26 protein-coding genes are annotated in these 24,586 nt (G+C 70.4%); 16 read left to right on the top strand and 10 right to left on the bottom strand.

The features are described 5' to 3' along the window. Nucleotide 1: 1 nt before the first annotated feature. The 5 genes from fdhD (at nucleotide 2) to ACTWQA_RS00935 (ending at nucleotide 4,030) form a co-directional block, all read left to right on the top strand. Nucleotides 2–862 (top strand): formate dehydrogenase accessory sulfurtransferase FdhD, encoded by an 861-nt coding sequence (fdhD, locus tag ACTWQA_RS00915; protein WP_443157395.1) that lies wholly within the window; start codon nucleotides 2–4, stop codon nucleotides 860–862. Between the two features lie 159 nt (nucleotides 863–1,021). After that, the gene (locus ACTWQA_RS00920) at nucleotides 1,022–1,978 is read left to right on the top strand and encodes a metal ABC transporter substrate-binding protein (RefSeq protein WP_443157396.1); all 957 of its coding nucleotides are present in this window, start codon (nucleotides 1,022–1,024) and stop codon (nucleotides 1,976–1,978) included. Next, the gene (locus tag ACTWQA_RS00925) at nucleotides 1,975–2,775 is read left to right on the top strand and encodes a metal ABC transporter ATP-binding protein (RefSeq protein ID WP_443157397.1); all 801 of its coding nucleotides are present in this window, start codon (nucleotides 1,975–1,977) and stop codon (nucleotides 2,773–2,775) included. The genes ACTWQA_RS00920 and ACTWQA_RS00925 overlap by 4 nt, the downstream gene beginning before the upstream one ends. Then, complete coding sequence (locus ACTWQA_RS00930; RefSeq protein WP_443157642.1) at nucleotides 2,775–3,641, top strand: metal ABC transporter permease; 867 nt, start codon at nucleotides 2,775–2,777, stop codon at nucleotides 3,639–3,641. The genes ACTWQA_RS00925 and ACTWQA_RS00930 overlap by 1 nt, the downstream gene beginning before the upstream one ends. After that, nucleotides 3,638–4,030 (top strand): Fur family transcriptional regulator, encoded by a 393-nt coding sequence (locus tag ACTWQA_RS00935; RefSeq protein WP_305920870.1) that lies wholly within the window; start codon nucleotides 3,638–3,640, stop codon nucleotides 4,028–4,030. Before ACTWQA_RS00930 ends, ACTWQA_RS00935 begins: the two co-directional genes overlap by 4 nt. Here ACTWQA_RS00935 and ACTWQA_RS00940 read toward each other — a convergent pair. After that, nucleotides 3,967–4,944 (bottom strand): DMT family transporter, encoded by a 978-nt coding sequence (locus tag ACTWQA_RS00940; protein WP_443157398.1) that lies wholly within the window; start codon nucleotides 4,942–4,944, stop codon nucleotides 3,967–3,969. The two genes, ACTWQA_RS00935 and ACTWQA_RS00940, sit on opposite strands and share 64 nt — an antisense overlap. A gap of 35 nt (nucleotides 4,945–4,979) precedes the next feature. On the opposite strand from ACTWQA_RS00940, the gene ACTWQA_RS00945 reads away from it, so the two are divergent. Together ACTWQA_RS00945 and ACTWQA_RS00950 are read left to right on the top strand one after the other, a co-directional pair. Further along, the gene (locus ACTWQA_RS00945; RefSeq protein WP_443157643.1) at nucleotides 4,980–5,507 is read left to right on the top strand and encodes a CGNR zinc finger domain-containing protein; all 528 of its coding nucleotides are present in this window, start codon (nucleotides 4,980–4,982) and stop codon (nucleotides 5,505–5,507) included. 79 nt (nucleotides 5,508–5,586) lie between these two features. Continuing rightward, the gene (locus ACTWQA_RS00950) at nucleotides 5,587–6,081 is read left to right on the top strand and encodes a pyridoxamine 5'-phosphate oxidase family protein (protein WP_443157399.1); all 495 of its coding nucleotides are present in this window, start codon (nucleotides 5,587–5,589) and stop codon (nucleotides 6,079–6,081) included. Nucleotides 6,082–6,120: 39 nt separating this feature from the next. On the opposite strand, the gene ACTWQA_RS00955 is transcribed toward ACTWQA_RS00950, so the two are convergent. The 4 genes from ACTWQA_RS00955 to ACTWQA_RS00970 all read right to left on the bottom strand — a co-directional run bounded on the left by ACTWQA_RS00955 (nucleotide 6,121) and on the right by ACTWQA_RS00970 (nucleotide 8,985). After that, nucleotides 6,121–6,504, bottom strand: coding sequence for a dihydrofolate reductase family protein (locus ACTWQA_RS00955; protein ID WP_443157400.1), 384 nt, complete (start codon nucleotides 6,502–6,504; stop codon nucleotides 6,121–6,123). Next, nucleotides 6,423–6,677: a hypothetical protein gene (locus tag ACTWQA_RS00960; protein ID WP_443157401.1), complete on the bottom strand. Its 255-nt coding sequence runs from the start codon at nucleotides 6,675–6,677 to the stop codon at nucleotides 6,423–6,425. Before ACTWQA_RS00960 ends, ACTWQA_RS00955 begins: the two co-directional genes overlap by 82 nt. Before the next feature lie 208 nt (nucleotides 6,678–6,885). Further along, nucleotides 6,886–7,758 (bottom strand): hypothetical protein, encoded by an 873-nt coding sequence (locus tag ACTWQA_RS00965; protein ID WP_443157402.1) that lies wholly within the window; start codon nucleotides 7,756–7,758, stop codon nucleotides 6,886–6,888. 165 nt (nucleotides 7,759–7,923) lie between these two features. Beyond that, on the bottom strand, nucleotides 7,924–8,985 hold the full coding sequence (locus ACTWQA_RS00970; protein WP_443157403.1) for a saccharopine dehydrogenase family protein: 1,062 nt from the start codon (nucleotides 8,983–8,985) through the stop codon (nucleotides 7,924–7,926). Between the two features lie 145 nt (nucleotides 8,986–9,130). On the opposite strand from ACTWQA_RS00970, the gene ACTWQA_RS00975 reads away from it, so the two are divergent. Both ACTWQA_RS00975 and ACTWQA_RS00980 read left to right on the top strand, forming a co-directional pair. Next, on the top strand, nucleotides 9,131–10,084 hold the full coding sequence (locus tag ACTWQA_RS00975) for an AraC family transcriptional regulator (protein ID WP_443157404.1): 954 nt from the start codon (nucleotides 9,131–9,133) through the stop codon (nucleotides 10,082–10,084). Between the two features lie 2 nt (nucleotides 10,085–10,086). Further along, nucleotides 10,087–10,866, top strand: a complete 780-nt coding sequence (locus ACTWQA_RS00980; RefSeq protein ID WP_443157644.1) for an alpha/beta fold hydrolase — start codon at nucleotides 10,087–10,089, stop codon at nucleotides 10,864–10,866. Here the strand turns inward: ACTWQA_RS00980 and ACTWQA_RS00985 are convergent, their stop codons facing one another. Together ACTWQA_RS00985 and recO are read right to left on the bottom strand one after the other, a co-directional pair. Beyond that, nucleotides 10,867–11,640, bottom strand: coding sequence for an isoprenyl transferase (locus ACTWQA_RS00985; RefSeq protein ID WP_443157405.1), 774 nt, complete (start codon nucleotides 11,638–11,640; stop codon nucleotides 10,867–10,869). Next, on the bottom strand, nucleotides 11,637–12,371 hold the full coding sequence (recO, locus tag ACTWQA_RS00990) for a DNA repair protein RecO (protein ID WP_443157406.1): 735 nt from the start codon (nucleotides 12,369–12,371) through the stop codon (nucleotides 11,637–11,639). Before recO ends, ACTWQA_RS00985 begins: the two co-directional genes overlap by 4 nt. A gap of 140 nt (nucleotides 12,372–12,511) precedes the next feature. Here recO and ACTWQA_RS00995 point away from each other — a divergent pair, with 140 nt between their 5' ends. Both ACTWQA_RS00995 and ACTWQA_RS01000 read left to right on the top strand, forming a co-directional pair. Then, a complete protein-coding gene (locus ACTWQA_RS00995) occupies nucleotides 12,512–14,023 on the top strand; it encodes a CDP-alcohol phosphatidyltransferase family protein (protein ID WP_443157407.1) in 1,512 nt (503 codons plus the stop codon). Next, the gene (locus ACTWQA_RS01000; RefSeq protein ID WP_443157408.1) at nucleotides 14,020–14,739 is read left to right on the top strand and encodes a DUF5941 domain-containing protein; all 720 of its coding nucleotides are present in this window, start codon (nucleotides 14,020–14,022) and stop codon (nucleotides 14,737–14,739) included. The genes ACTWQA_RS00995 and ACTWQA_RS01000 overlap by 4 nt, the downstream gene beginning before the upstream one ends. 56 nt (nucleotides 14,740–14,795) lie before the next feature. On the opposite strand, the gene ACTWQA_RS01005 is transcribed toward ACTWQA_RS01000, so the two are convergent. Then, nucleotides 14,796–16,073, bottom strand: a complete 1,278-nt coding sequence (locus ACTWQA_RS01005) for an MFS transporter (protein WP_443157645.1) — start codon at nucleotides 16,071–16,073, stop codon at nucleotides 14,796–14,798. Nucleotides 16,074–16,144: 71 nt separating this feature from the next. Here ACTWQA_RS01005 and ACTWQA_RS01010 point away from each other — a divergent pair, with 71 nt between their 5' ends. From ACTWQA_RS01010 to ACTWQA_RS01025, 4 genes are all read left to right on the top strand, one after another. After that, entirely contained in the window at nucleotides 16,145–16,630 is a 486-nt protein-coding gene (locus ACTWQA_RS01010; protein WP_443157409.1) for a MarR family winged helix-turn-helix transcriptional regulator, read from the top strand. 209 nt (nucleotides 16,631–16,839) lie between these two features. Then, nucleotides 16,840–17,712 carry a hypothetical protein gene (locus tag ACTWQA_RS01015; protein WP_443157410.1) on the top strand — a complete coding sequence of 291 codons (873 nt, stop codon included), beginning with the start codon at nucleotides 16,840–16,842 and terminating at the stop codon, nucleotides 17,710–17,712. A 91-nt stretch (nucleotides 17,713–17,803) separates the two neighbouring features. Then, nucleotides 17,804–18,511 carry a vWA domain-containing protein gene (locus tag ACTWQA_RS01020; protein WP_443157411.1) on the top strand — a complete coding sequence of 236 codons (708 nt, stop codon included), beginning with the start codon at nucleotides 17,804–17,806 and terminating at the stop codon, nucleotides 18,509–18,511. 124 nt (nucleotides 18,512–18,635) lie between these two features. Further along, nucleotides 18,636–20,018 carry a glycoside hydrolase family 16 protein gene (locus ACTWQA_RS01025; RefSeq protein WP_443157412.1) on the top strand — a complete coding sequence of 461 codons (1,383 nt, stop codon included), beginning with the start codon at nucleotides 18,636–18,638 and terminating at the stop codon, nucleotides 20,016–20,018. Here the strand turns inward: ACTWQA_RS01025 and ACTWQA_RS01030 are convergent. Further along, nucleotides 19,999–20,958 (bottom strand): isopenicillin N synthase family dioxygenase, encoded by a 960-nt coding sequence (locus tag ACTWQA_RS01030; protein ID WP_443157413.1) that lies wholly within the window; start codon nucleotides 20,956–20,958, stop codon nucleotides 19,999–20,001. The genes ACTWQA_RS01025 and ACTWQA_RS01030 overlap by 20 nt on opposite strands. A 62-nt stretch (nucleotides 20,959–21,020) precedes the next feature. Between ACTWQA_RS01030 and ACTWQA_RS01035 the strand changes: the two genes are divergently transcribed. Continuing rightward, nucleotides 21,021–22,193 (top strand): hypothetical protein, encoded by a 1,173-nt coding sequence (locus tag ACTWQA_RS01035; protein ID WP_443157414.1) that lies wholly within the window; start codon nucleotides 21,021–21,023, stop codon nucleotides 22,191–22,193. 6 nt (nucleotides 22,194–22,199) lie between these two features. On the opposite strand, the gene ACTWQA_RS01040 is transcribed toward ACTWQA_RS01035, so the two are convergent. Beyond that, on the bottom strand, nucleotides 22,200–24,548 hold the full coding sequence (locus ACTWQA_RS01040; protein WP_443157415.1) for a GH1 family beta-glucosidase: 2,349 nt from the start codon (nucleotides 24,546–24,548) through the stop codon (nucleotides 22,200–22,202). Nucleotides 24,549–24,586: the final 38 nt, after the last annotated feature.

Genomic DNA, 24,586 nt, shown 5'->3' on the forward strand with positions numbered 1-24,586 from the left:
CATGTCTAGGGTCGCCGTCAAGCGGCGCATCCTGCGCGTCAAGGACAGCGCCCGGCTCAGCAAGGTCGACTCGCTGGCCGCCGAGGAGCCGCTGGAGATCCGGCTCGACGGCACCCCGCTGACCGTGACCATGCGGACCCCGGGCGACGACTTCGACCTGGCCGCCGGGTTCCTGGTCAGCGAAGGGGCCGTGGGCTCGGCGGAGGACATCGCCACGATCCGCTACTGCGCCGGCGCGACCGTGGACGGCTCGAACACGTACAACGTGCTCGATGTGCGCCTCGCGCCCGGCGTGCCCGCGCCGGAGCCGCGCAACTTCTACACCACCTCCTCCTGCGGCGTCTGCGGCAAGGCGTCGCTGGAGGCGGTGCGCACCGTGGCCCGCTGGAGCGCCGCCGGCGACCCCGTCGCGGTGCGGCAGTCCACGGTGGCCACCTTGCCGGACCGGCTGCGTGCGGCCCAGCGGGTGTTCGACAGGACCGGCGGCCTGCACGCGGCCGGCCTGTTCACCGCCGACGGCGAGCCGCTGTGCGTCCGCGAGGACGTGGGGCGGCACAACGCCGTGGACAAACTGCTCGGCTGGGCACTGCGGAACGGGCGCCTGCCGCTGCGCGGCACCGTGCTGATGGTGTCCGGGCGAGCGTCGTTCGAGCTGGTGCAGAAGGCGGTCATGGGCGGCGTGCCGGTGCTCGCCGCCGTCTCCGCGCCGTCCTCCCTGGCGGTGGAGCTGGCCGCCGAGGAAGGGCTGACGCTCATCGGGTTCCTCCGCGGTACCTCGATGAACGTCTACGCGGGCGAACGGCGGCTGGACCTCACCTCGGGCGTCGGCACTGGCTCTGCCGGCGCACGCCTACCGGGGTGATGGAGCGGGATGCCGCACACCACGTGCGGAGGGCCGCGTCACGCGGCTCACCGGACGGCGTCCGCGTAGCCCCCGGTACGCCGTCCGGCATCCCCGCTGTATTCAGGCTCTGCGACCGGATTTTGACAACCGTTTTCATTTTGGCGCATACTGACTCACATGATGTCAGGATTTTCCCGGTCGCGTGCTGCCGGTTTGCTGGCCGGAGCCGCGCTGCTCACCACTGCTGCCTGCGGATCCGGCGCGGCCGAAACCCCCGCTTCCGGTTCGGCCCAGACTTCCGCTTCGGGTGCCAAGCCCGAGGTGGTCGCCGCGTTCTATCCGCTCCAGTGGGTGACCGAGCAGGTCGGGGGGTCCGACGTCCAGCTCACCACGCTGACCGCCCCCGGCGTCGAGCCGCACGATCTGGAGCTGGGCGTCAAGCAGGTGTCCGACATCCAGAACGCCGCGCTCACCGTCTACATCAAGGGCGTCCAGCCGGCCGTGGACGACGCCGTGGCCGCGGACAAGAGCTTCGACGCCGCCACCGCCGTCACGACCCTGCCCGCCGGCGAGCATGCCGAGGAGGAAGGCCACGCCGAGGAGGAGCACGGTCACGAGGAGGTTGGCTACGACCCGCACATCTGGCTCGACCCCTCCCGCCTGGCCACCGTCGCCACCAAGCTCGGCGAGCGCCTGGCCGCCGCCGACGCCGCGCACGCACAGGCGTACAAGGACCGCGCCGCCCAGACGGCCGCCACGCTCGGCACCCTGGACCAGGAGTTCACCAAGGGCCTGAGCACATGTATGGCCAAGACGCTGGTCACCGCGCACGAGGCGTTCGGCTACCTGGCGGACCGCTACAAGCTCAAGCAGGTCGGCATCACGCTCGACCCCGAGACTGAGCCCTCCCCCGCGCGCCTGTCCGAGGTCGCCAAGGTCGCCAAGGCCGAGGGCGTGACCACGATCTTCACCGAGGCCCTGGTCAGCCCGAAGGTGGCCGAGGTGCTCGCGAGCCAGGTCGGGGCCAAGACCGCCGTGCTGGACCCGCTGGAGAGCAAGCCCTCGGGCGACTACCTGTCCGCCATGCGCGATAACCTCAAAACCCTACAAACAGCACTGGGGTGTACGGCATGAGCGAAACGGCCTTCTCGATGACAGACGGCCAGGTCTCCTATGACGGCACGCCCGTTCTCCGGGGGATCGATCTGACCGTCTGTCCCGGGGAGGTCGTGGCCCTGCTGGGCGCCAACGGCTCGGGCAAGTCGACGCTGGTCCGCGCGTTGCTCGGCCTCACGCCGCTGACCGGCGGCACGACGTTGATCTACGGCTCGCCGCCCGGCAGGTTCCGCGACTGGTGGCGCATCGGCTATGTGCCGCAGCGGCTCCAGGTCGGCGGCGGCGTGCCCGCCACCGTACGGGAGGTCGTGGCCTCGGGCCGCATCGCCAGGCAGCGCCGCCTCCGCCGGACCAACGGGGCCGACAAGGCGGCCGTGTCCACGGCGCTGGAGGCCGTCAGCCTGGCCGACCGCGCCGGCGACCCCGTCCAGTCGCTGTCGGGCGGCCAGCAGCAGCGGGTGCTCATCGCCCGCGCGCTGGCCGGGGAGCCGGACACGTACGTGATGGACGAGCCGACCGCCGGCGTGGACGCCGCGACCCAGCAGCTGCTCGCCGACACGCTGTCGCGGCTCGTGCTCGACGGCAAGACCGTAGTGCTGGTCGCGCACGAGCTCGGCCCGCTGGAGCCGATCGTCACGCGCGGCGTCGTGATCCGCGAGGGCGTCGTCGCCCACGATGGCCGCCCGCCGCGGCCGGAGGGCGAGTGCGCGCGGCCCGGGCACGAGCACCAGCACCCGCACGCCGCCGAGACCGTCGCGGGGCCGCTCCCCGGGTGGCAGGCGGAACTCACCGGGTGGCAGGGGGAACCAAGGTGATCGTCGAACTTCTGCAGGAGCAACTCTTCCAGCTGGCGCTCATCGCGGCGCTGCTGGTGGGGCTCTGTGCGCCTGCCGTGGGAACGTTCATCGTGCAGCGCCGGCTGGCGCTGCTCGGCGACGGCATCGGCCACGTGGCGCTGACCGGCGTGGCGCTCGGCTTCCTGACCGGCTCGGCGCCGGTGCTGACCGCCGTGCTCGTGGCCGTCGCCGGGGCCGTGGCCATCGAGCTGGTCAGGGCGCGCGGGCGGACGAGCGGCGACGTGGCGCTGGCGCTGCTGTTCTACGGGGGGATCGCGGGCGGCGTCATGCTCATGGCCATCGCGCCGGGCGGCAGCAACGCCAAGCTGAACTCCTATCTGTTCGGCGCCATCGCCAGCGTCACACCGCAGGACATCTGGATCATCGCCGCGCTGGCCGTGGCCGTGATCGGCGTAGTTGTGATCTTCGGCAGGGAGCTGTTCGTGCTCTGCCAGGACGAGGAGATGGCCAGGGCCAGCGGCTTGCCGGTGCGCTTCCTCAGCCTGCTCATCGCCGTCACGGCCGCGCTCACCGTCGTCATCGCCATGCGTGTGGTCGGGCTATTGCTGGTCAGCGCGCTGATGGTGATCCCGGTGGCCACCAGCCAGCAGCTGACCCGCGGGTTCCGTACGACGATGGCGCTGGCCATGCTGTTCGGGGTGCTCGCCTCGGTCGGCGGGCTGCTGGCCTCCACCGTGTCGGCCAAGGTGCCGCCCGGTGCCGCTATCGTGCTTCTTGCTCTGGCCGGCTTCGTCCTGGCCCTCGGGGTCGGTAAATTCGTACGGCGAGGCCGTAGCGAGGAGTCGAGAGTGAGTTCAAGGATGCGCGTCGAGGAGGTCGCATGACGACGAGACGCGATGCCGTGCACGACACCCTGCGTAGCAGCGAGGGTTTCCGCAGCGCGCAGGACGTCTATGCCGAGATGCGCCTGCACGGGGCCAAGATCGGTCTGACCACCGTCTACCGGGCTCTGCAGGCGCTGGCCGACAGGGGCGAGGTCGACGTGCTCCGCACCGACGAGGGCGAGTCCGTCTACCGGGCGTGCGCCAGCGAAGCCCACCACCACCACCTGGTGTGCCGCCGCTGCGGCCGCACCGTCGAGGTGGCCGGGCCCGCCGTCGAGCGATGGGCCGAGGCGGTCGGCAGCGAGCACGGGTTCACCGAGATCACTCACACGGTGGAGGTCTTCGGCACCTGCTCCTCCTGCTCCTCTGCCCCGGCCAAGGCAGGCTGAGCGCGGCGGGACCCATACAGGACGCCGAGCACGATCACCGCGCACCCGGCGAGTTGCCACACCGACGGCCGCTCGCCGAGCGCCACCGCCGACAGCGCCACGGTCGTCATCGGCTGGATGAGCAGCAGCAACGCGGTGAGCGCGGCCGGCTGCCGCGGCAGGGAAAACGTGATCAGCGACCACCCCAGCACCTGCGGCCCCAGCGCGAGCACCAGCAACCACCCGTGCGCCGGCCAGCTCGGCACGAAGTCGGCGCCCCCGAACAACGGGCTGAGCAGGGCGATCATCACGGTCGCGACCACGGTCGCGTGCGCCAGCGGCCCCGCCGCCCGGTCCGAGCCGCCCTTCATCAGCAACAAGAACGCCGCGTACACGACGGACGTGGCGATTCCGGCGAGCACCCCCATGACCGGATCGCGGCCGTACGCGGCGCTGTCGAACACCCCGGAGATCAGCACCACGCCGCCGAACACCACGGGCGTCGCCACCATCAACCGCGTGGACGGCCGCTCCTTGAACAACGCCCACGCGGCGAACGCCACGATGAACACCTGGAGATTCCCCAGCACGGTGGCCAGCCCCGCGCCCACGTAGTCGATGGCGTGGTGCCAGAACAGCAGGTCGAGCGCGAACACCACGCCGGCGAGCCATGCTGGTATCAGGGCCCTGCGCGGCAGCGGCCCGAGCCTGCGTCGCTCCAGCCAGGCCAGGATCAGCATGGGTGGGATGGCGTACGCACACCGGAACAACGCGGACGTCGCCGGCGATACATCGGAGAGCCGAACCAAGGGAGCGGAGGTGGAGATGACGAGCGCACCTATGATCGCGATCAGCACGATACGGCGATGTGCACTCACAGAAACCCCCCGATGCCCACGCAAGAGATACAGTTCGACCACGCTAGAAGCCGGCACGGACAGGAGTCAACATGCCGTTTGGCCATGACATGGTGCATTCTTTGGCCACCGTTGTCGAACTGGTCAACACCTCGCCCTCCACGGGGGGCGACGAGAGCCTGTCCAGCCTGGCCGAATTGCAGGCGTTCGTGCATTCCCGCCAGATCAGCGGCGTGGGCAGGCTCACACCCCGCGACCTGGGCCAGGTGCGGATGGTCCGCGAGGCCTTCCATCGCGTCTTCACCGCCTCCGACCAGGCGACCGCCGTTCGCACTCTGAACGCGTTGCTGGCCGAGACCCGCATCACCCCGAGGCTCACCGAACACGACGGCCACCCGCTGCACGTGCATTACTTCGCCGCGGACGCGACGCTGGCCGAGCACGTGGCGGCGGACTGCGGAGTGGCGCTGGCGCATTTGCTGGTGGAAGGCGAGGCCGAACGCCTGCGCACGTGCTCGGCCCCGGACTGCGAGAGGGTCTTCGTGGACGAGTCGCGCAACCGGTCACGGGTCTACTGTGACAGCCGGACGTGCGGGAACCGCATGCACGTAGCGGCGTACCGCGCCCGCCGCCGCGCCTGAGTCCTCCCCGGGGTGGACGGCGATGAGTTTCCGGCGGCATCCCGGTCATCTCCAGTGAACCACCCACGAGGAGATGATCATGGACTTCCCGCAGGGCGATGTACGACTGCTCCAGACCGACGTCGCACAGCATCTGCTCCACTCGACGATTCCGGCCCGCCTTGCCTACATAGCCGGCGATGGGACGCCTCGGGTGATGTCGACATGGTTCGTCTGGACGGGCGAGGAACTGGTGATGGCCACCTTCGTGCGCTGCCCTCCGATAGGAATCCAGCGGCCGGCGCGACGCCTGCACGCGCTGCGCGCCAACCCGGACGTCGCCATCACGATCGACACCGAGCCCCAGCCGCCCCAAGTGCTCCTGCTCCGCGGCCGAGTCTCGATCATCGAGGTCACCGGCATGGTGCCGGAACAGGCCGAGGCGGCACGCCGATTCCTCGGCGAGGAGGGCGGCGCCGGCTATGTAGCCCAGGCCGACCATCCAGACACGAAGATGGCACGCATCGCCCTGCGTCCCACCTGGGTAGGCGTCCTCGACTTCCAGAATCGCCTCCCGGAGGTCATGGGCGGGTGAAGGGCGCCGCTCACGCATTCCCGGAGGAAGGCGTCCGCCTCACGCGCGTTCTGTGACCTTCGGGGTGTAGGTGAGGCCGAGGATGCCGTTTTCGAGCCTCACGACGTCCGCGAGCGTCAGGTACGTGGTGTCGATGCCGTCGTACAGGCGCGCCCCGCTGCCGGCGATCACCGGGACCAGCCAGAACAGGTACTCGTCCACCAGCCCGTGCTTGAGTAGGGTGCGGCTGAACGTGCCGCCGGTGCCGACCTTCAGGATGTCACCGCCGGGCCGGTTCTTCAGCTTGGCGACCTCCTCCACCACGTCGCCCTCGATGAGTGTGGCGTTCCACGTGGTCTCCTTCAGCGTGGTGGAGGAGAGTGCTTCGGGATGGTGTTCATCCTGACCGCGTAGTCGCCGAACTGCTCCTCCATGTGCGGCCACACCGCCGCGTGCTGCTCGTAGGAGACCCTCCCGTACAACAGGGCGTCGACCGAAAACAGCAGGTCCCGCGAGCGCTGCTCGAACTCCCCGGCCCACAGCTCGCCCAGCCAGTTCTGCGGGGTGCTGATCTGGCCGTCCAACGTCACCACACCCTGCTCGATGATCTTCCTCATGATCTCGTTCCCTCCTGCCATGTTGTCGCGTCCCTGCTTACGCGTCGACGGGACCGGCTCGAATTCGACAGGAGGACACAGGATTTGCCGCGGCGGCTCTGGCGCCACACCACTCGCGGCGGGCCAGCTCCTCGGCAAGTGAGCGTCGGGAGGGGTGAGTGGGAGCGTGCCAGGAGGCCCCGAGGATCGAGCACCTGCGGTGGTGTGGCTAACGGGGTTGTGCGTCCGGTTCGGTGAACAGGTCTTGGATGGTCCGGGCGGTGGCTGCGCAGGTGACCCAGATTTCGAGCTGCATAAGATCGGTGCAGGCGGTGATGCGTGCGCGGGCGTCATCTGGGACGTCGAGGCCGCGGGCGGTCAGGACCAGGAGCACCATCCTTGCTGCCTCCTCCGCCTTGCCTTCCGCCTTGCCTTTCGCTTCGCCCTCTTTGAGGCCGCGGCCGAAGTGTTCACGGGCGAAGGGGCTGTAGGCAGGCCAGTCGGTGGACGTCATGATGATCTCCTCCATGAGGCGCCGGATGTCAGGCCCGGCCATGCTGTAGGCGTATTCATAGTACTTCGGAGCGTGGTCGTCGCGCGGGTCGTTCAGTGCCGTGGCGAACGCCTCGACGACCTTACGGTCGCGGCCGTGGACCATGACTGACATGGCCGACAGGGCCAGGTGGTCCGCCGCCTCCTGGGGGTCGGTGATGACCGGGATGCCGTCCGGCCCCAGCACCCGGGCCTGCAGCCGATAGCCGGTCAACCCCGACTCGATCGGCTGCGCGTAGTGGTCGGCGACCCCACGATCGGGGCAGATCACCAGCACCGTGACGTCGCAGCCCAGCATCAGCCACAGCGCGGCAGCGTAGCGGGCGAGCTGCCGGGGCTCCTTGGACTTGTCCTGCTGGATCTCCACGATGATGGCATGCGCGGGGTCTTGCGGGGATCCCAGAACGAACAGCAGATCGGCTTCGATATCGTCGGAACGCCGGGTGTTGAAGGTGCTGTCCTCTACACGGATCAGCGGAGTGGCGGGCAGTTGCACTCCCAGAAGGTCGCGCAGGATCTCCACCGCTAGTTGGGGACGCTCGGTGAACATCTTGATGAGGGCGTCATGTCGGGGGGACGGCATGTCACTTATTGTGACACGTTGCAGGCACAAAGTGACGATGATTGGTGGAACCGGGGAGGTGGCACAGGTGGTCAAGGAGTATGCGGATGAAGGGCCGGCAGTCCGGCCACGACCATCAGCGCCGTGGCACTCCTATTCGCCCGCACAACCCACTGTTTCCACTCGATAAGTAATGTTGTGGACGGTGGCCAGGTGATCCAGAAAGGCGTCCGGGCCGAAGGCCTGGGCCGGCGTGAGCGTGCCGGCCGGAGCGCCGTCGGCGACCAGGCGGCGGGCGCCTTCGACGGCGATCACCGCGGTCGTGCCGTAGCCGTCCAGGCCGGTCACCCAGCCGCGGGCGCGTGTCCCGTCGTGGGCGACGGCCTGAGCCATCATGAGCCAGCGTGAGGTGAGGCGGGCCTGCTCGTCCGGGATCTCCGGGATGCTGTCGACGATGTCCGAGGTCAGCGCGGAGAACAGCTCCGCCACTTGAGTACGGATCACACTGCGCACCCGCCCGGCGCGGACATGGCGCGGCACGGTGACCACGCCGGGCAGCGCGAAGACGGTGACCGGCGCCTCGCCGTCCTCCCCGGGAATGGCCAGCGAGGCCGGCCCGCCCCCACTCAAGCCGCTCGTCAGCTGCCAAGCGCCGTCCGCGTACTCCAGCATCCCCTCCGCGAACACCGCCGCCATCGACCGCGCCGTACCCCGCGAGGCCGCCCCCGGCAGCCGCAGATCCGCGATCAACATCTCGGCCACGCTCTCCGTCCCGAGGCGCGCGGCCGTCAGGTGCGCGATCATGTCCCCTGGCCCGCCGTCATCGGCCATGGCCGGCACCACCGCCACCCCCGCCCGCTCCGCCTCCTCCCCGAAGCCATCCAGCACCCGCCTGATGTAGTGCTGCTCCCCCGTCGTGTCCAGGTAGTGCACCCCTGCCGCGATCGCCGCCCGGATCACCGGCTCTCCCAGCAGCGTGAACGGCCCCGCACAGTTGATCACGACCTCACAGTCGCGCAGGGCGTCCGCGAGCGCCGCCGGCTGGTCCAGCGCGGCGACCCGGACCTCCGCCCCCGGCACGCCCGCCTCGACCGCGGCCTTGCGCAGGCGCTCCTCCTCGCGCCCCACCAGCACCGGCGTGAATCCCCGGCGGCCGGTCTCCGCGGCCGTGAGCCGCCCCGTGAACCCGCTCGCCCCATGCACAGCGATTCTCATGTCACTCCTTCTCCGCACGCCGCGGCTCATCTCCGCGCGTGCCCCGTCGTAGCAGCCCGGCCGCCGGTCTCTCTGAAGAGACCTGCGCCGGCGTCTTGGTGACGTGTGCGGGAACGACGCTAGGAGGAGGTACGGGGGTGCTCCCATGTCCCGAAATCCGGAGATCATGTCCGATCGTTCAGCCACCGCCGAACGCGCGAGCCCCGGAGATACCGTGGAGGGCATGGACGTGCTCAGCGACGCCGTTACCGGCATGCGCACGGGGCTACCGCACGCCTCACGCACCCGCCTGCGGGCTCCCTGGGGCGTACGCTTCCGGCCGCAGCAGGGAGCCGGGTTCCACGTGATGCTGCGCGGCCGCTGCGTGCTGGTGCCCGTGCGCGGCGAGCCGCTCGAGCTGACGCCCGGCGACATGGTGTTCCTGCCGCGCGAGCTCGGCCACGGCATCGCCGACGCGATCACCACCCCGCTGGCCGAGGCGTTCGCCGGAGGCGGCGACGGGCCGGAGACCGAGATGTTGTGCGGGGCGTACCGGCTGGACCAGGCCAGGCTCCACCCGCTGCTGACCGAGCTGCCCGACGTCATGCGGATCCCCGCGACCGACGCCCTCCGGGGCGCGATCGACCTGCTCGACCGCGAGCTCGGCGCCGCCCCCGGCCCGGGATCCGACGCGGCCGCCGCCGCGCTGCTCGACGTCCTGCTGCTCTACATGCTGAGGGCCTGGTACGAGAGCCGTCCCGGCGACGAGACCACCGGCTGGGGCGCCGCCCTGCGCGACCCCCAGATCATGGAGGCGCTGCGGGCCATGCACCAGCGGCCGGAGCACCCGTGGACGGTCCAGTCGCTGGCGGCCCTGGCCGGGCTGTCGCGGACGGCGTTCGCGCAGCGATTCGCCGCGACGGTGGGGTCGCCGCCGCTGACGTACCTGACGTGGTGGCGGATGACCAGGGCGGCGCGGCTGCTGCGCGACTCCGACCTGCCGCTGCGGTCGGTGGCCGACCGCACCGGGTACGCGACCGAGTTCGCCTTCGCCAAGGCGTTCAAGCGGGAGTACGGCACCGCCCCCGGACGGTACCGCGGCATGAGCGACGCCGGGTGACGATGGACACGGGCACGCTCGCGCACGGACTGCCGTTCTACACGGTTGGTGCGGGGAAGCCACTGGTGGTGCTGCGGTGGTTCACGCCGGACCACGCCAATCCGACAGGGTGGGCGCTCAGGATGGAGCGCAAGTCGATGGACCCGCTCGGGCGGCATTTCCACGTATACGCGGTCAACCGGGCGCCGGGGATGCCCGCGGGTACGACCATGGCGGACATCGCCACCCAGCACGCCCAAGCTCTGGCCGAGCGGTTCTGCGAGCCCGTGGACGTGCTGGGCATGTCGTCAGGCGGGTCGCTGGCACTGCAGTTGGCCGCCGATCATCCGGAGGTCGTGAGGCGACTGGTGGTGGCCGGGGCGGCGTACACGTTGACTCCGCGTACCCGCGAGGTCCAGCGGCGCTACACCGAAGCGGTGGCGGCCGGGCGGCGCGGTGCGCAGCACCAAGCGCCCGTGGTCGGCAGGACCGCGCTCACCAGAGCGCTGTTCCGGCCCCTGCTCTGGCTCGCCGACCCCCTGATGCGGCCGGCGAACCCCCTGGACATGCTGCACTTCGCCCAGGCCGAGGACTCCTTCGACGTACGCGACCGGCTCACCTGCATCACGGCGCCCACGCTGATCATCGGCGGTGGGCATGACATGGCCTACACCGTGGAGCTCTTCAGGGAGACGGCCGAGCGGCTGCCGGAGTCGGAGTTGATCGTCTACCCCGGGGCGAGCCACATCGGGACCTTCGCCCACCCGCGCTTCGCCGAGGACGTGGCGGAGTTCCTGAGCTAGTCAGACCTGGTTGGGGATCGCCCCGCCGTAGCGCCGGTCGCGCTTGGCGTAGATCTCACACGCCTCCCACAGGTCCCTGCGGTCGAAGTCCGGCCACAGCCGGTCCAGGAACACCATCTCGGCGTAGGCCGACTGCCACAGCAGGAAGTTGGAGAAGCGCTGCTCCCCCGACGAGCGCACGAACAGATCCACCTCGGGGATCTCCGGCTCATCCAGGTAACGCGCGAACACCTTCTCGTTGACCTTGCCCGGCTTGACCCGCCCGGCCGCGATGTCCTGGGCCAGCCTGACCGCAGCGTCGACGATCTCGGCCTGCCCGCCGTAGTTGACGCAGAACTGCAACGTCAGCTTGCGGTTGGAGACGGTCATCTCCTCAGCGGTCTGCAGCTCGGAGATCACGCTCTTCCACAGCCGGCCCGGCCGGCCCGCCCAGCGCACGCGCACGCCCATGGCGTTGAGCTCGTCGCGCCGCCGCCTGATCACGTCCCGGTTGAAGCCCATGAGGAATCGCACCTCGTCGGGCGAGCGCTTCCAGTTTTCCGTCGAGAACGCGTAGGCGCTCAAATAGGGGATGCCCAGCTCCAGCGCCCCCTCGATGACGTCGAACAACGAGGACTCGCCTGCCTTGTGCCCCTCGGTGCGCGGCAGGCCGCGCGCCTTGGCCCAGCGGCCGTTGCCGTCCATGACGATGGCCACGTGCCGGGGCACCAGCTCACGCGGGATCGGCGGCGGCGTCGCGCCGGACGGATGCGGGGTCGGAGGTCTGACGTTCACGCAAGCTCCCTTTCGACATGTCGAAGAGAGCGTATTCCGTGTTCGAGGTGCCACTGCAGATAAGCGGCGACCAGCCCGCTGCACTCGTTGCGATGGCGGGAGTCCGAGGCGTCGGCGGTGGCCCAGTCTCCGCGCAGCAGCGCCGTCATGAGCCCGATCGTCTCCCCCGCGGGCACCGCCGACCCGGCCGGCTTACAGGCCCCGCACACCACGCCGCCCGCGACGATGGCGAACGCCCTGATCGCCGGCGCCTGGCACTTGGCGCACGCCTCCAGCGCCGGCGCGTAGCCGGCCACGGCCAGCGAGCGCAGGAAGTAGGCGTCCAGCACCAGCCTGGGCTCGTGCACCCGGTCGGCGAGCGTGCGCAGCCCGCCCACCAGCAGCAGGAACTGCCGCAGCGCCGGCTCCTTCTCGCCGTGCGTCAGCCGGTCGGCCGTCTCCAGCATCGCCGTGCCGGCGGTGTAGCGGGGGTAGTCGGCGGCCAGCGCCTCACCGTAAGGCCTGATCGTCTCCGCCTGCGTGACGACGTCGAGCGTGCGGCCGATGTGAAACTGCAGGTCGACGTGGGTGAACGGCTCCAGCCTCGCCCCGAAGCGCGACGTGGTCCTGCGCACGCCCTTCGCCACCGCCCGGATCTTGCCGGTGCGCTTGGCCAGGACGGTGACGATGCGGTCGGCCTCGCCGAGCTTCTGCGTACGCAGAACTACGCCTTCGTCACGGTAGAGACTCACTCGGACATCTTACGGCTGGATCGGGGAGGAGTTACGGGCATGCTCTGATGACGCGACTTTACGTGACCCTCACTAGACTTTGACGTCTGTCCCCGCATCACCCGTTGTTCAACCCCCCGCTACCGTCTCGAAAGGGAGTCATGACCCGCGTGGTCCTGCTGGGCCCCCCGCCCGGCCCCGACACCTCTCCGACCGGCCTGAAGCTGGCCGCGCTGCCCGGCGATCCCACCGTGGCCGAGCGCCTGCGCAGCCAGCTCACCTCCCTCGATCCACGGCCCGCCGTCATCCCCTCCGACGATGTGGCCGCCGCCCTGCGAAGCCTGGCCGACGTCGCAGAGACCGCAACGGAGAGCCTGCTCATCATCCCGGAAAACTCGGTCGTCCACGACGAGCTGATCTATCAGATCACCAAGACCAAGCGCGGTGCGCTGGCGCTCGTCGCGAAAGAGCCGCGCCCGGACATGACGGACGAGGAGGCTCAGGAGGACAGCGTCCCGATCGACGAGGCCGATCCGGAGATCGGCCTCAGCCGGGTCGAGGGGCTGCCCATGCGCTCTCGCGTCGGCAAATCGCGCGTGGTGTCCGTCGGCACCGCGACCCACGCCGTGACCCGGCCCAACGCCGTGATGCTCGGCCCTGTGCACCTCAGCGCGCGCAACGCCCCCGTGCTCGCGCAGACCTGCCGGGAGCTGGCCGCCATGGCGCACACCTTCGGCCCGGACGACGACCTGGTGCAGCTCATCGTGTTCGGCCTGGTACGCAATGGCGTGTCCGTCGGCATCCGCGGCCGACGCGACCTGTTCTACCGCCGGGTCACCACCCAGGAGGAGGCCAACGAGGCCGGCGCCGAGATGGCCGGCATGGACGAGGACCGCGCCCGGCTCAACAACGCGGTCAAGGGCGCCGACGGCTTCTTCACCACCTACTTCGTCTCCACCTACTCCCGCTTCATCGCCCGCTGGGCGGCCCGCCGCGGGCTGACGCCCAACCAGGTGACGCTGATCTCGATCGCGCTGGGCGTGGCCGCGGCCGCCTGCTTCGCCACCGGCGAGCGCCCGTGGATGGTGCTGGGCGGCGTGCTGATCTACTTCGCGTTCGTCTTCGACTGCGTCGACGGGCAGGTCGCCCGCTACGCCCGCAAGTTCGGCGTGCTGGGGGCGTGGCTGGACGCCACGTTCGACCGGTTCAAGGAATACGTGGTCTTCGCCGGCCTGGCCCTCGGCTACGTGATCGCCGGCAACAGCGACGACATCTGGATCCTGGCGTTGGCCGCGCTCGGTCTGCAGTCGGTGCGTCACCTGCTCGATTTCTCCTTCGGCATCTCCAACCGCCGCAAACCGCCCGCGCAGCTGCCCACGGTGCCGCTGGACGCGCCGGACGACCGCGCACTGCGCAAGGCCCTCGTACGCCGCAAAGAGGAGCGCAGCCAGGGCCTGCGGGGCCTGCTCAAGATGTGGACCAAGGCGGGCAAGTTCCGTGCCGTCCACTGGGCGCGCAAGATGATCGTGTTCCCCATCGGCGAGCGGTTCGCGGCCATCGCGATCACCGCCGCCCTCTTCGACGCCCGGATCACCTTCCTCACCTTGGTGATCTGGGGCTCCCTCGCCGCCGCCTACACCCTCACCGGTCGCTTGATGAGGTCCCTCGTATGATCACCGCACCGCAGGCCATGGCCACCCCCACGCCGGACCCCGACGAGGAGCGCCGGCGCATCCAGACCGCCCGTCTGCTCGCGTACCGCGACGACGGCCCCCTTACCCATCTGCTGGCGCCCCGGCTGGGCCGTGGCCTGCCACCCGTGCCCGCCACGCTCGCCGCCCTCCTCGCCGTCACCGCCGTCGCGGTCACAGGGCTGCTCCAGCCCGGCCCGATCCTGCTCGTGCCCGTGGCGATCTGCTTGCTGCTCATCCTGCCCACGGCGCCGCGCGACCACCTGGGCCGCTTCGACTGGCTGACGCCGCCGCTGCTGCGCGCCACCGAGTTCCTCGCCATCATCGCCATCGGCCTGGCCGCCGACGCGCCGAAGTGGTTGTTGTTCGTGCTGGTGTACGTCGTGGGCTATCACACCTACGACACCGTTTACCGCACCCGGCAGAGCATCTGGCCGCCCGCGTGGGTGTTCCACGCGGGGCTCGGCTGGGAGGTGCGGCTGCTGATCATCGGCGTGGGCGCGGCGCTCGGCATCGTGACGCCCGTGCTGGCGGTGCTGACGGCGTACCTGTTCGTGTTGTTCGCGGTGGAGAGCGTGACGAGCTGGGTCCGCCTGGACAAGGCGTCCGCCCAGGCCGGCGCGGACGCCGAGCAGGACCTGGAGGCCTCCCCGGAGGACGCCATGGAGCAGGCCACCGGCGAGGCCGAGAAGGGATAACTTCCCTTTTGTCTCGCTTTGTGCGGCGCCGCTGATCTCTAGCGGCGCCGCACTTTTCATTCTCCCTCGCTCTGGGACGTCGCGACGGGGAGCGCGGGTTCGGCCTCCTCGGCGGCGCGCCTCCTGCGAGAACGCGCCATCGGGACGATCGCGGCCAGGTTGGCGGCGGCGACGAGCACGCCGCCCGTCAGCGCCAGCGCCGTCACCCCGGTGAGGCCGGCCAGCGGCGCCGCCACCGCCAGCCCGAACGGCCTGGACGCGAACGAGATGAGCTGGTCGAACGACCGCACCCGCCCCAACGCCGCTTCCGGAATCTCATCGGCCACGACCGTCTCCCACAGCGGGCTGAGCAGCCCCAGCCCGAACATCGCCACGAAGTACGCTCCCGCCATCACCGGCGCGGGCGCCGTCACGGCAAGGGCCACCATGGGGAGCAAGTAACACGCGGCACCGAGCTGCACCACGGCCAGCGGCCTCCGGATGGGCAGCCGAGGAGCCGCGAACACGCCCAGGACCAGACCGACCATGCCGCTCTGCACGATCACCATCCAGCTCGCCTCGCCGCCCAACTCCTGCACGGCGGCCACCGGGCCGAGCGTGAGGAACAACCCGGCCATGAAGTGCCACACGCCGTGTCCCAGCACGCACGCCATGAACCACGGACGTTCCCTGATCTCCCGCCATCCCTCGACCAGATCCCTGCCGAACGAGGAGGCCGCACCTCGCCCGACAAGTCGCCTCGCGGACGCGGCGGACGTCCGACGTCGGCCAGACGTACGAGCGCCTGGGGAAGCCGTATGGATACCGCCAAGGGTCAGCGCCGAGCAGGCGAACAGCGCCGCCGTGAGCGCGGCCGCCCAGCCCGGACCGGCGGCCAGCGTGACAGCGCCCGCCAGCGCCGGAGCCACCACCGCGGACAGGCTCGTCGCCACACCGATCCGCGCGTTCATCCGCAACCGGTCCGGCCCGGGCACCACCGCGACCACCAGCCTCGGCACGGCCGGGCTGCCGAACGCGATGGCCGCTCCCGCCACCGCCGACAACAGCGCCAGGTCAAGGAGACGGTTCACTCCGAGCAACAGCTCGACGGCTATGGCCGCTTGCGACAGGCATCGGGTCAGGTCGGCGAGCAACGCGACCCGTTGGGGCCGGATCCGGTCGGCCAGCACCCCACCCACGGGGAGCAACAGCAGCAGCGGCACCATCTCGCTCGCCAGCACGGCGCCCAGCGCCGCGCCATCCCCGGTCGCCCGCAGCACTGCGAGGGTCAGGGTGGTGGGGATGAGAGCGGTGGCGAGCGCGGACAGGCATCGCCCGATCAGCAGTCGGTTCATCACGACACAGCACGATATTTCGCCAGCGAATGTTTCGTCAACAAAATACTTGCTGCCGTATGATCCGTCGCATGAAGGACTCGGTCGACCGCCACCTGGCCCGCTGGCGCGGCAAAGCGCCCTTCGACGAGCAGGTGGAGGCGATCGTGACGCGGATGCAGGTCCTCGTTAAGCACCTGGCCCACACCAAGGAAGCGGCGCTGAGTGACGTGGGCATGCAGGACTTCGAGTTCGAGACGTTGCACCGGCTGATGGCGCGCGGCGGCTCGGCCACCCCGTCCGAGCTCGCCACGGACCTCCTGCTGTCCCCAGCTGGGATGACCGGCCGGCTCGACACGCTGGAGCGAGCCGACCTGGTACGGCGGGTGCGCAGCACGGAAGATCGCCGGCGGGTGGACGTCGAGCTCACTCCCAAGGGCCATGACCTGTGGATGGACGCGATGACGATCCGGGCGGAGGTGGAGGCCAACATGGTGAACGCCCTCACCCCGGCCGATCAGGTCGTCCTGAACGACCTGCTCAAGAAAATCCTCGTCAAGACAGAAGCCACCCACTGACCCCGCCGGCGACCGCCCGTGGATGGTGCTGGGCCTGTTTCGCGGGGTCCATTTCCCTGTTTCGCGGGCTGATCGCCCACAGAATCGCCGACCTGGGACAGGAGACCGAAGCTCGTCGTGGTGGCCGCCGCCCTGAGAAGTGAGCGCATAGTCTGGGGTTCAGGCAGACCCGGGCCGGGTTCCGGTCCGGCCCGAGCCAGGAGACGCGGATGGCGTTCTTGTCGCGGCTGTTCAAGCGGGGCGATCCGCTGGCCGAGCGCGAGGAGGCGCGCCGGCAGGGGATGCGGGACGCCCGCCGGCATCCCTTGGGCGAGTTCACGGATGCGGACTACCAGCCCGTGTACGTGACGGAGATCCGGGCCCGGGCCCGTGAGCAGATCACCGAGGTCGATCGGCGGTTAGCGGCCGCCCGTACGGCGTTGCTGGAGCGGGCGGTGGGGGCGCGGGAGGCGATCCTGCGGGAGTTGGGCAGGGGCGACACGCGGCCGGAGCCACGTTCCTCGCAGGTGAACGGGCACGCCCCGGGTGATGAGGATGCGTTCATCTCAATCGCGGAGGCCAGGACGCGGCGGGCGGAGGCGCGGCGGCGCGCCGTGGTCGAGGAGGCGAATGCCAACGTGCAGCGCGCCAGGGCCCGGATCGAGCAGCTCAGCCAGGAGTGGGAGAGCGCACTGATCGAGCGTGAGCACGAGGTGGAGGCGGTGCAGGCCAGGGCCGAGCAGCTCATCGCCGCATACAAGGGGGGCGTGCTGGAGGCCCATCCGCGCCGGGAGGAGATTCCGTCCCTGTGGAAGGGTGAGGTCATCGCGATGGGGGCGGCCGGTGACACACCCGCGGCGGTCTCGGGGCGGGAGGAGATCGGGCGGATCCTGCGGGAGGTGGAGGGCCGGATCGAAGTGTGGCGGACGGAGGTGATGCCGCGCGAGCTGACGACCGAGTCGCGCCGCCGGCTCGGCCCGGCGATCTCGGCCGACGACCACCCCACGGCCGAGCACACCGGGCACGACCACCCCGCCCAGAACGATTCGGCCGGGCCGGACCAGGACGCTCGGCGAGGATCGCGGCATGACGAAGGCACATGATGGCGGAGGGCGCCTGATGGCGGGGGACGGTGGCGAAGGGAGCGTTCACGGGCGGTGCGCGGCCTTACGAGCGCGGACCCGGCGTGCGGTCGTGCACAGGCTGGTCGCGGCCGTGTGCGGGTTGGTCTTGGTCGTGGCCGGGGTGGCGGGGTGTGGCACCGAGGCGCGCGCCGCCTGCGGCGTGATCGTCGACTCGACCAGCTACGCCGAACCCGCAACCTCCAGGAGCGACGTCACCTCCAAACTGCCTCCCTTCGCCCAGAACTGTGACTGGATCGCCTTCGCCGCCGTCACAGGAAGCTCCGAGAGCAGTACGTGCCGCCAGGACCCCGTGGCCATCGCCGCCACCCGGGCCGAGAACCCCAACGAGAACCCGGTCGTCGAGGACCGCGTCAGGGCCCACCGCATCAAGGAGGTCCTGCCCAGGGCGGTCCAGCTGTTCGACTGCCCGACGGAGGGACAGGGTTCTGACGTGCTGGGAGCCCTGCGCTACATGGTCAAGCAGCTCAGCGCGCAGCGGCAGCCGGACAAGGCACACGAGATCATCGTGTTCAGCGACCTGATCAACAACCGGGGCGACCTGGACATCAACAAGCTGGACCTGAGTGAGGGCGCGCGCAAGCAGAAGATCAAGGAGCTGCGGGACGCGCGATTGCTCCCCGACATGACGGGGTATGCGGTGGTCGTCCACGGCTTCCTGCGGAAGAAGACGTCGGACCCCGACCGGTTCCCCCTGCTCGAGGGCTTCTGGCAGGAGGCCTTCGAGTCTGCGGGCGCGACCACGGTCGATCTGCTCTGAGAGCGCTCACTGACGCAACTCTTCCCCGGTGCAACGATATTGACAGCACGTAAACGCTGTGGTCACATCACGTGAGAGAGCGCTCTCTCACACACGCCGCTCGCACCCCCCAGGAGCGAAAACGATGACAACCGCAAGCAGACAAAGGCGGCGCCTGACGGCCGTGGCCGTGGCGCTGACGGCGCTCACCGGCCTGCTCGTTCAGGTGGCCGTCGGCGCCTCGGCCGCCGTCCCGCCCACCCCGTCCGGCTGGTCGCTGGTCTGGTCGGACGACTTCAACGGCACCGCGGGCACCTTGCCCTCATCGACCAACTGGATCATCGACACGGGACACTCCTACCCCGGCGGCCCGGCCAACTGGGGCACCGGCGAGATCCAGAACTACACTTCCAGCACCTCCAACCTCAGCCTCGACGGCGGCGGCAACCTGCGCATCACGCCCCTGCGGAGCAGCTCAGGCGAGTGGACGTCGGCCCGCATCGAGACCAGGCGCGCCGACTTCAAGCCCGCCGACGGGCGCATCCTGCGGATCGAGAGCCGGATCCAGATGCCGAACGTGACCGGCGACGCCGCGCTCGGCTACTGGCCGGCGTTCTGGGCGCTCGGGTCGCCGTACCGGGGGAATTACTGGAACTGGCCGGGCATCGGCGAGTTCGACATCATGGAGAACGTCAACGGCATCAACTCCGTCTGGGGCGTGCTCCACTGCGGCGTCAACCCGGGCGGGCCGTGCAACGAGACGACCGGCCTCGGCGCCAGCCGCGCCTGCCCCGGCTCCACCTGCCAGTCGGCCTTCCACACCTACCGGTTCGAGTGGGACCGCAGCGTGAGCCCGAACCAGCTGCGGTGGTACGTGGACGGCCAGCAGTTCCACAGCGTGAGCCAATCCCAGTTCGACGCCACGACGTGGAGCAACATGACCGGCCACGCCGGCTACTTCCTGCTGCTCAACCTGGCGATGGGCGGCGCGTTCCCGAACGCCCTCGGCGGCCAGACCCCGACGGCGGCCACCGTGCCCGGGCGTCCCATGGTGGTGGACTACGTGGCGGTGTGGCAGAGCGGCACCACCACCCCGACCACGCCGCCCGGTGGCGTGGACGCCCGCTCCACCATCGAGGCGGAGCGCTACCAGGCCCAGTCGGGCACCATCGTCGAGACGACCACCGACACGGGCGGCGGGCAGAACGTCGGCGCCATCTCCAACGGCGACTGGCTGCGCTTCGATGGGGTGAACTTCGGCACGGAGGCGGCCAGGCAGTTCAGGGCCAGGGTGGCCTCGGGAGCCGCGGCCGGGGTGAGCGGGCTCGTGCAGGTGCGGCTGGACAGCCCCACGGCCGCGCCCATCGGCGACTTCGCCCTCGCCAACACCGGCGGGTGGCAGAGCTGGCGCACGGTGCCGGCCAATATCTCAGCCGTCACCGGGACGCACACCGTCTACTTGACCTTCAGCAGCGGTCAGCCGGCCGATTTCGTCAACGTCAACTGGTTCACGTTCTCGACCTCTTGACGTTCTCGAAGAGGGCCGGGAAGACCTTCGCGACCTTCGACAGCAGGTATTCGCCGTACGTGCCCGTGAAGTCCACCTGACCGTCCCAGCGGTGGCCGGGCGCGTACGGCAGGGGCGGCACCTCGTCGTCCCAGCCCGGGTCGAAGAAGAACGGGAAGCTGAGGCGCTCGTTGCCGCTGCGGTTGCGTACGCGGTGCGGGGTCGAGCGGTAGTGCCCGCCGGTGAGCTTGTCGAGCATGTCGCCGATGTTGCAGACGAAGGTGCCCGCCAGCGGCGGGGCCTCGATCCAGCCACGCGGGGTGCGGACCTGCAGGCCGCCGTTCTCATCCTGGAGGAGGAGGGTGAGCAGGCCGTAGTCGGTGTGCTCCCCCACGCCCCAGGTGCCGGTGTCGTCCGGCGGAGCGGGCGGATAGTGGAAGATCCGGAAGAGGATGGTCGGGTCGGCGGTGTAGCCGGTGCGGAAGTAGTCCTCGTCCAGGCCAAGGCTCAGGGCGATGCCGGACATGACAGCCTGGGCGAGCACGGTCATTCTGTCGAGGTATTCGAGCACGGCCGCACGCAGCTCGGGGACCTGGGCGGGGAAGAGGTTGGGCCCGTGCAGCGGGAGCGGACCGGGCGGGTCCTCGGGGCCGAGGTAGATGCCTTCCTTCAGGTCGGGCCGGCCCGAGGTGAGCTCCCCGCCGACCGGGAAGAAACCGCGCCAGGCCGTGCCGCCCTTGTCCATGGAGATCTCCGCCTTCACCTCGTCGGGGAGGGCGAAGAAGCGCCGGCTCGCCGCGTCGAGCCGGGCGAGCAGCTCCGGCGGCACGCCATGGCCGGTGACGTAGAAGAAGCCGCTGTCGCGGCAGGCGGCGCCGATGGCGTCCGCGACGGCGCGTTTGGCGGGATCCGGGGCGTCGGTGAGAAGGGAAGCGACCTCGATGACCGGCAATTCGCTCACCACGCCATTGTTCTACAGTTCGGGCGCTTAGCATCGGAGGCAGGACCCTCGTTGGAGGCCCGATGCGCTTCTTACGCCGCAAGCAGGACGAGTCGTTCGAGCCTGGCCAGGTCACCCGCATCACGCCTGCCGTCGCGTACGACGGCGACCTCTACCGCCTGCCCGACTGGCCGCGCCGCCGCCGTGAGGAGCGCGAGCTCGGCCGTACGCACGCCGCCGACGGCCAGATCGACACGCTGACGCTGCAGACCGGCAGCGTGCCGCGCTTCCACGAGCTGGAGGACGAGCGGCTGGCGGAGCTGGCCGAGCTCGACGAGCGCACCGAGCAGGAGATCCAGCGGGCGCGTGCCGAGTTCGAGTCCCAGAAGATCAGGCTCGCGGAGTCGCAGCGCACCTTCGGGGAGGCGCGCAAGGCCCTGGAGGACAGCCAGCACCGGGTGACGGAGCTGGAGCAGCCCAGCAGACGGCCGGGCGACGGGCGGCCCAGCTCGATCGCGATCTCCGGCAGCCACTGGCCGCTGATCCGCCGCTGGCTGCCTGCCGCGCTCCTGCTGCTGCTCCTGCTGATCGTCGAGGTCCCGATCCTTTACCAGGTCATCCTGAGCTGGGGCGACAGCATCGCGATGACCGCGCTGCTGGCCGCGGGCGCGGCGCTCATCATGCTGGTCGCGCCCCACATGTACGGCAGGGCGTTCCGGTCCTGGCAGGAGCATGGCAGCTCAGCCAAGGGCCGCTGGCTGCTGATCGGCGTGGCGCTGGTCTGGCTCGGCCTCATCGTCGCCGTCGCCGTGCTGCGCAGGGACGCCCTGGTCAAGCCGTTGATCGTGGACGGTCAGGAGATCGGCCCCACGTCGGAGGGGGTCGGCCAGCTGCCCACGATGATCCTGCTGCTGGCGCTGCTGGTCGCCACCGCGCTCATCGCCGCCGACCTGGGGCGGCGCATGCACAACCCCAACGACCGCCGGCTGCGGGAGCTGCGGGCCAAACGCGACGCCGAGGCCACCGCCAGCGCCGCCGCCCAGCGCGCCTACCAGCACGACGCCGGGTACGCGGAGAGCATCGCCCAATACCTGCAGGCGGTGGACCGTCGCAAGGCCAGCAGGCTGCGTCAGCTGGACAGCGGCTTCGACAGCCTGGCCACCGCGTACCTCGGCGGCGTGGTCGAAGGGCTCAAGGATCCGGAGGCGGCCAGCTGGGCCGAGCGCATCGTGCTGCGCCGCCGTACCCGATCCTGACAACGGTCAGGTGGAGTCGCGGACGACGAGGCGGGCGGGCAGGACCACGGACTCGGTGTGGCGGCCCTCCAGCCGGGACAGCAGCAGCCGGGCGACCGCCAGCGCCTGGTCGGCGACCGGTATGCGGACGGTCGTGAGGCCGGGTGTGGTGGCCGAGGCGGCGTCGATGTCGTCGAAGCCGGCGATCGCCAGATCCTCCGGCACCCTCCGCCCGGCCTCCCGCGCCGCCTGCAGCGCCCCGATGGCCAGCTGGTCGGTGGCGGCGAAGACGGCGTCCAGGGCGGGCTCGTCGCCGAGCAGCTGCTGGGTCGCCGCCGCGCCCGAGGAGCGGGTGAGGTCGGCGAGGGCCAGCAGCGGCTGCCGGCCGGCCTGCCGCATCGCGGTCCGGTGGCCGTCCAGCCGGTCCTGCACGGCGACCAGGTCCATGGGGCCGCAGATCATGCCGATGTGGCGGCGGCCGCGGGCCAGCAGGTGCTCGGTCGCGGCCTTCGCGCCGCCGGCGTTGTCCACGTCCACGTACGGCATCATCGACGCGATCGCCGGCTTGCCGAGCAGCACGATCGGCACGCCGGTGCGGGACAGGCGCTCGGCCAGCGTGTCGCCGCGGTCCGGCGGCAGCAGCACCACCCCGTCCACCAGGCCCGCCTGCACGTGCTGGACGATGCGGCGGTGACTCTCGGCCGTGTCGGCGAGCATGAGCGTGATCTGCTTGCCCGCGCCTTCCAGCAGGCTGGTCACGTATTGGACGACGGCCGCCGTCAGCTGGTCGCCGCCCTGCCGGGGGACGGACAGGACGAGCGCGATCGTGTTGGTCCTGCGGGTGACGAGGCTGCGGGCGGCCGCGTTGGGCACGTATCCGAGCTCCCTGACCGCCCGCAGCACCGACTCCCGGACCTCGGGGCTGACCGACGCCTCGCCGTTGACGACGCGCGAGACCGTGGCGCGGGAGACGCCGGAGCGGGCGGCCACGGTCTCAAGGGTGGGGCGCTTCGGGCGGGTCTCGGTCAGGCCGTTGCGCTTGATGACGTCGCGGTACCACAGCGCGCTGTCCTTGAGCCGGCGTCGCTGGGTGGCGAAGTCGACGTGGACGAGGCCGAACTTGCGCCGGTAGCCGTCGGCCCATTCGAGGTTGTCGAGCAGCGTCCAGACGAGGAACCCGCGGACCTTGGCGCCGTCCTGGACGGCGGCGCGGACGGCGCGCAGGTGCTCCTCGATGAAGCTGATGCGCTCCACGTCGTGGATGCCGTCGCCGGTCACCACGTCGACGAAGTCGGCGCCGTTCTCGGTGATCATCAGCTCGGTGTCGGGGTACTCCGCGGTCAGGCGGCGCAGCAGGTGGGTCAGGCAGCCGGGGACGATGGGCCAGCCCATGGCGGTGACGGCGGTGGGAACCGTGCAGAACAGCACGCCCTCACTGCCCGGGTAGGCGGGGTCGGCGGGCTCGCTGGGCTGGGCCTGCACGACGAGCGGGGTGTAGTAGTTGACGCCGAGCAGGTCCATCGGCTGGGAGATGAGCTCCAGGTCGCCGTCGCGCACGTGGCCGAGCCCGGCGATGCGCTCGATGATCGGCAGCAGCTCCGGAGGGTAGGCGCCGCGCACCATCGGCTCCAGGAACTGCCGGTTGGCCAGCACGTCGATCCTGGCCACGGCCTCGGCGTCCTCGGCCGACAGGGCCCGGCCGGCGTCGCTCACCTGGCCGGGCGTCATGACGGGCGAGATGTTGAGCACGCCGCCCACCCTCGCCGCCCCGGCCGCGCGCAACGCCTGTGCGCCGAGCCCGTGTGCGAGCAGTAAATGGTGAGCGGCGCGGAAGGCGTCGGCGGCCGATTTCCGGCCCGGCGCGTGAATGCCGGACCCGTAGCCGAGAAAGGCGGCCACCCACGGCTCGTTGACGGTGAACCAGGTGTCGACCCGATCCCCCAGCCGGTCGCCCACGGCTGCGGCGTAATCGGCGAAATGGCGGGCGGTGTCCCGGGACGGCCAGCCACCGGCGTCCTCCAAAGCCTGCGGCAGATCCCAGTGGTAAAGCGTCGCATACGGCGTGATGCCCGCATCCAGCAGCTCGTCGAGCAGCCGGTCGTAAAAATCGAGCCCGGCCGCGTGCAATTTCCCGGAGCCGTCGGGAAACACCCGCGGCCAGCTGACGGAAAATCGGTATGCGGCCATGCCGAGGTCTTTCATCAACCGCACGTCTTCGCGATAGCGGTGGTAATGGTCGCAGGCGTCGGCGCGGTCCGCGGAAAAGGTGTCCCAAATGGACGGGCCGCGGCTGTCGGCGGAGGTGGCGCCTTCGATTTGGAAGGCCGACGTCGACACTCCCCAGATGAATCCCTCGGGGAAGGCAGCTGTGCTCATTCTGGCGGAAGTCCTCCGGTGAAGCGGCAGAGCGTCCA

The sequence above is a fragment of the Nonomuraea sp. 10N515B genome (assembly GCF_052245915.1).
GTDB lineage: Bacteria > Actinomycetota > Actinomycetes > Streptosporangiales > Streptosporangiaceae > Nonomuraea.

Bases quoted from the DNA above. Each gene is read 5' to 3' on its own strand.
- ACTWQA_RS00935 (WP_305920870.1), top strand. From the start codon at position 3,638: ATGACGACGAGACGCGATGCCGTGCACGACACCCTGCGTAGCAGCGAG.
- ACTWQA_RS01015 (WP_443157410.1), top strand. From the start codon at position 16,840: ATGGCGTTCTTGTCGCGGCTGTTCAAGCGGGGCGATCCGCTGGCCGAG.
- ACTWQA_RS00975 (WP_443157404.1), top strand. From the start codon at position 9,131: ATGTCCCGAAATCCGGAGATCATGTCCGATCGTTCAGCCACCGCCGAA.
- ACTWQA_RS00965 (WP_443157402.1), bottom strand. From the start codon at position 7,758: ATGTTCACCGAGCGTCCCCAACTAGCGGTGGAGATCCTGCGCGACCTT.
- ACTWQA_RS00970 (WP_443157403.1), bottom strand. From the start codon at position 8,985: ATGAGAATCGCTGTGCATGGGGCGAGCGGGTTCACGGGGCGGCTCACG.
- ACTWQA_RS00960 (WP_443157401.1), bottom strand. From the start codon at position 6,677: ATGAGGAAGATCATCGAGCAGGGTGTGGTGACGTTGGACGGCCAGATC.
- ACTWQA_RS01035 (WP_443157414.1), top strand. From the start codon at position 21,021: ATGCGCTTCTTACGCCGCAAGCAGGACGAGTCGTTCGAGCCTGGCCAG.
- ACTWQA_RS00920 (WP_443157396.1), top strand. From the start codon at position 1,022: ATGATGTCAGGATTTTCCCGGTCGCGTGCTGCCGGTTTGCTGGCCGGA.
- ACTWQA_RS01000 (WP_443157408.1), top strand. From the start codon at position 14,020: ATGATCACCGCACCGCAGGCCATGGCCACCCCCACGCCGGACCCCGAC.
- ACTWQA_RS01040 (WP_443157415.1), bottom strand. From the start codon at position 24,548: ATGAGCACAGCTGCCTTCCCCGAGGGATTCATCTGGGGAGTGTCGACG.
- ACTWQA_RS00925 (WP_443157397.1), top strand. From the start codon at position 1,975: ATGAGCGAAACGGCCTTCTCGATGACAGACGGCCAGGTCTCCTATGAC.
- fdhD (WP_443157395.1), top strand. From the start codon at position 2: ATGTCTAGGGTCGCCGTCAAGCGGCGCATCCTGCGCGTCAAGGACAGC.
- ACTWQA_RS01005 (WP_443157645.1), bottom strand. From the start codon at position 16,073: ATGAACCGACTGCTGATCGGGCGATGCCTGTCCGCGCTCGCCACCGCT.
- ACTWQA_RS00995 (WP_443157407.1), top strand. From the start codon at position 12,512: ATGACCCGCGTGGTCCTGCTGGGCCCCCCGCCCGGCCCCGACACCTCT.
- ACTWQA_RS00980 (WP_443157644.1), top strand. From the start codon at position 10,087: ATGGACACGGGCACGCTCGCGCACGGACTGCCGTTCTACACGGTTGGT.
- ACTWQA_RS01025 (WP_443157412.1), top strand. From the start codon at position 18,636: ATGACAACCGCAAGCAGACAAAGGCGGCGCCTGACGGCCGTGGCCGTG.
- ACTWQA_RS00950 (WP_443157399.1), top strand. From the start codon at position 5,587: ATGGACTTCCCGCAGGGCGATGTACGACTGCTCCAGACCGACGTCGCA.
- ACTWQA_RS01010 (WP_443157409.1), top strand. From the start codon at position 16,145: ATGAAGGACTCGGTCGACCGCCACCTGGCCCGCTGGCGCGGCAAAGCG.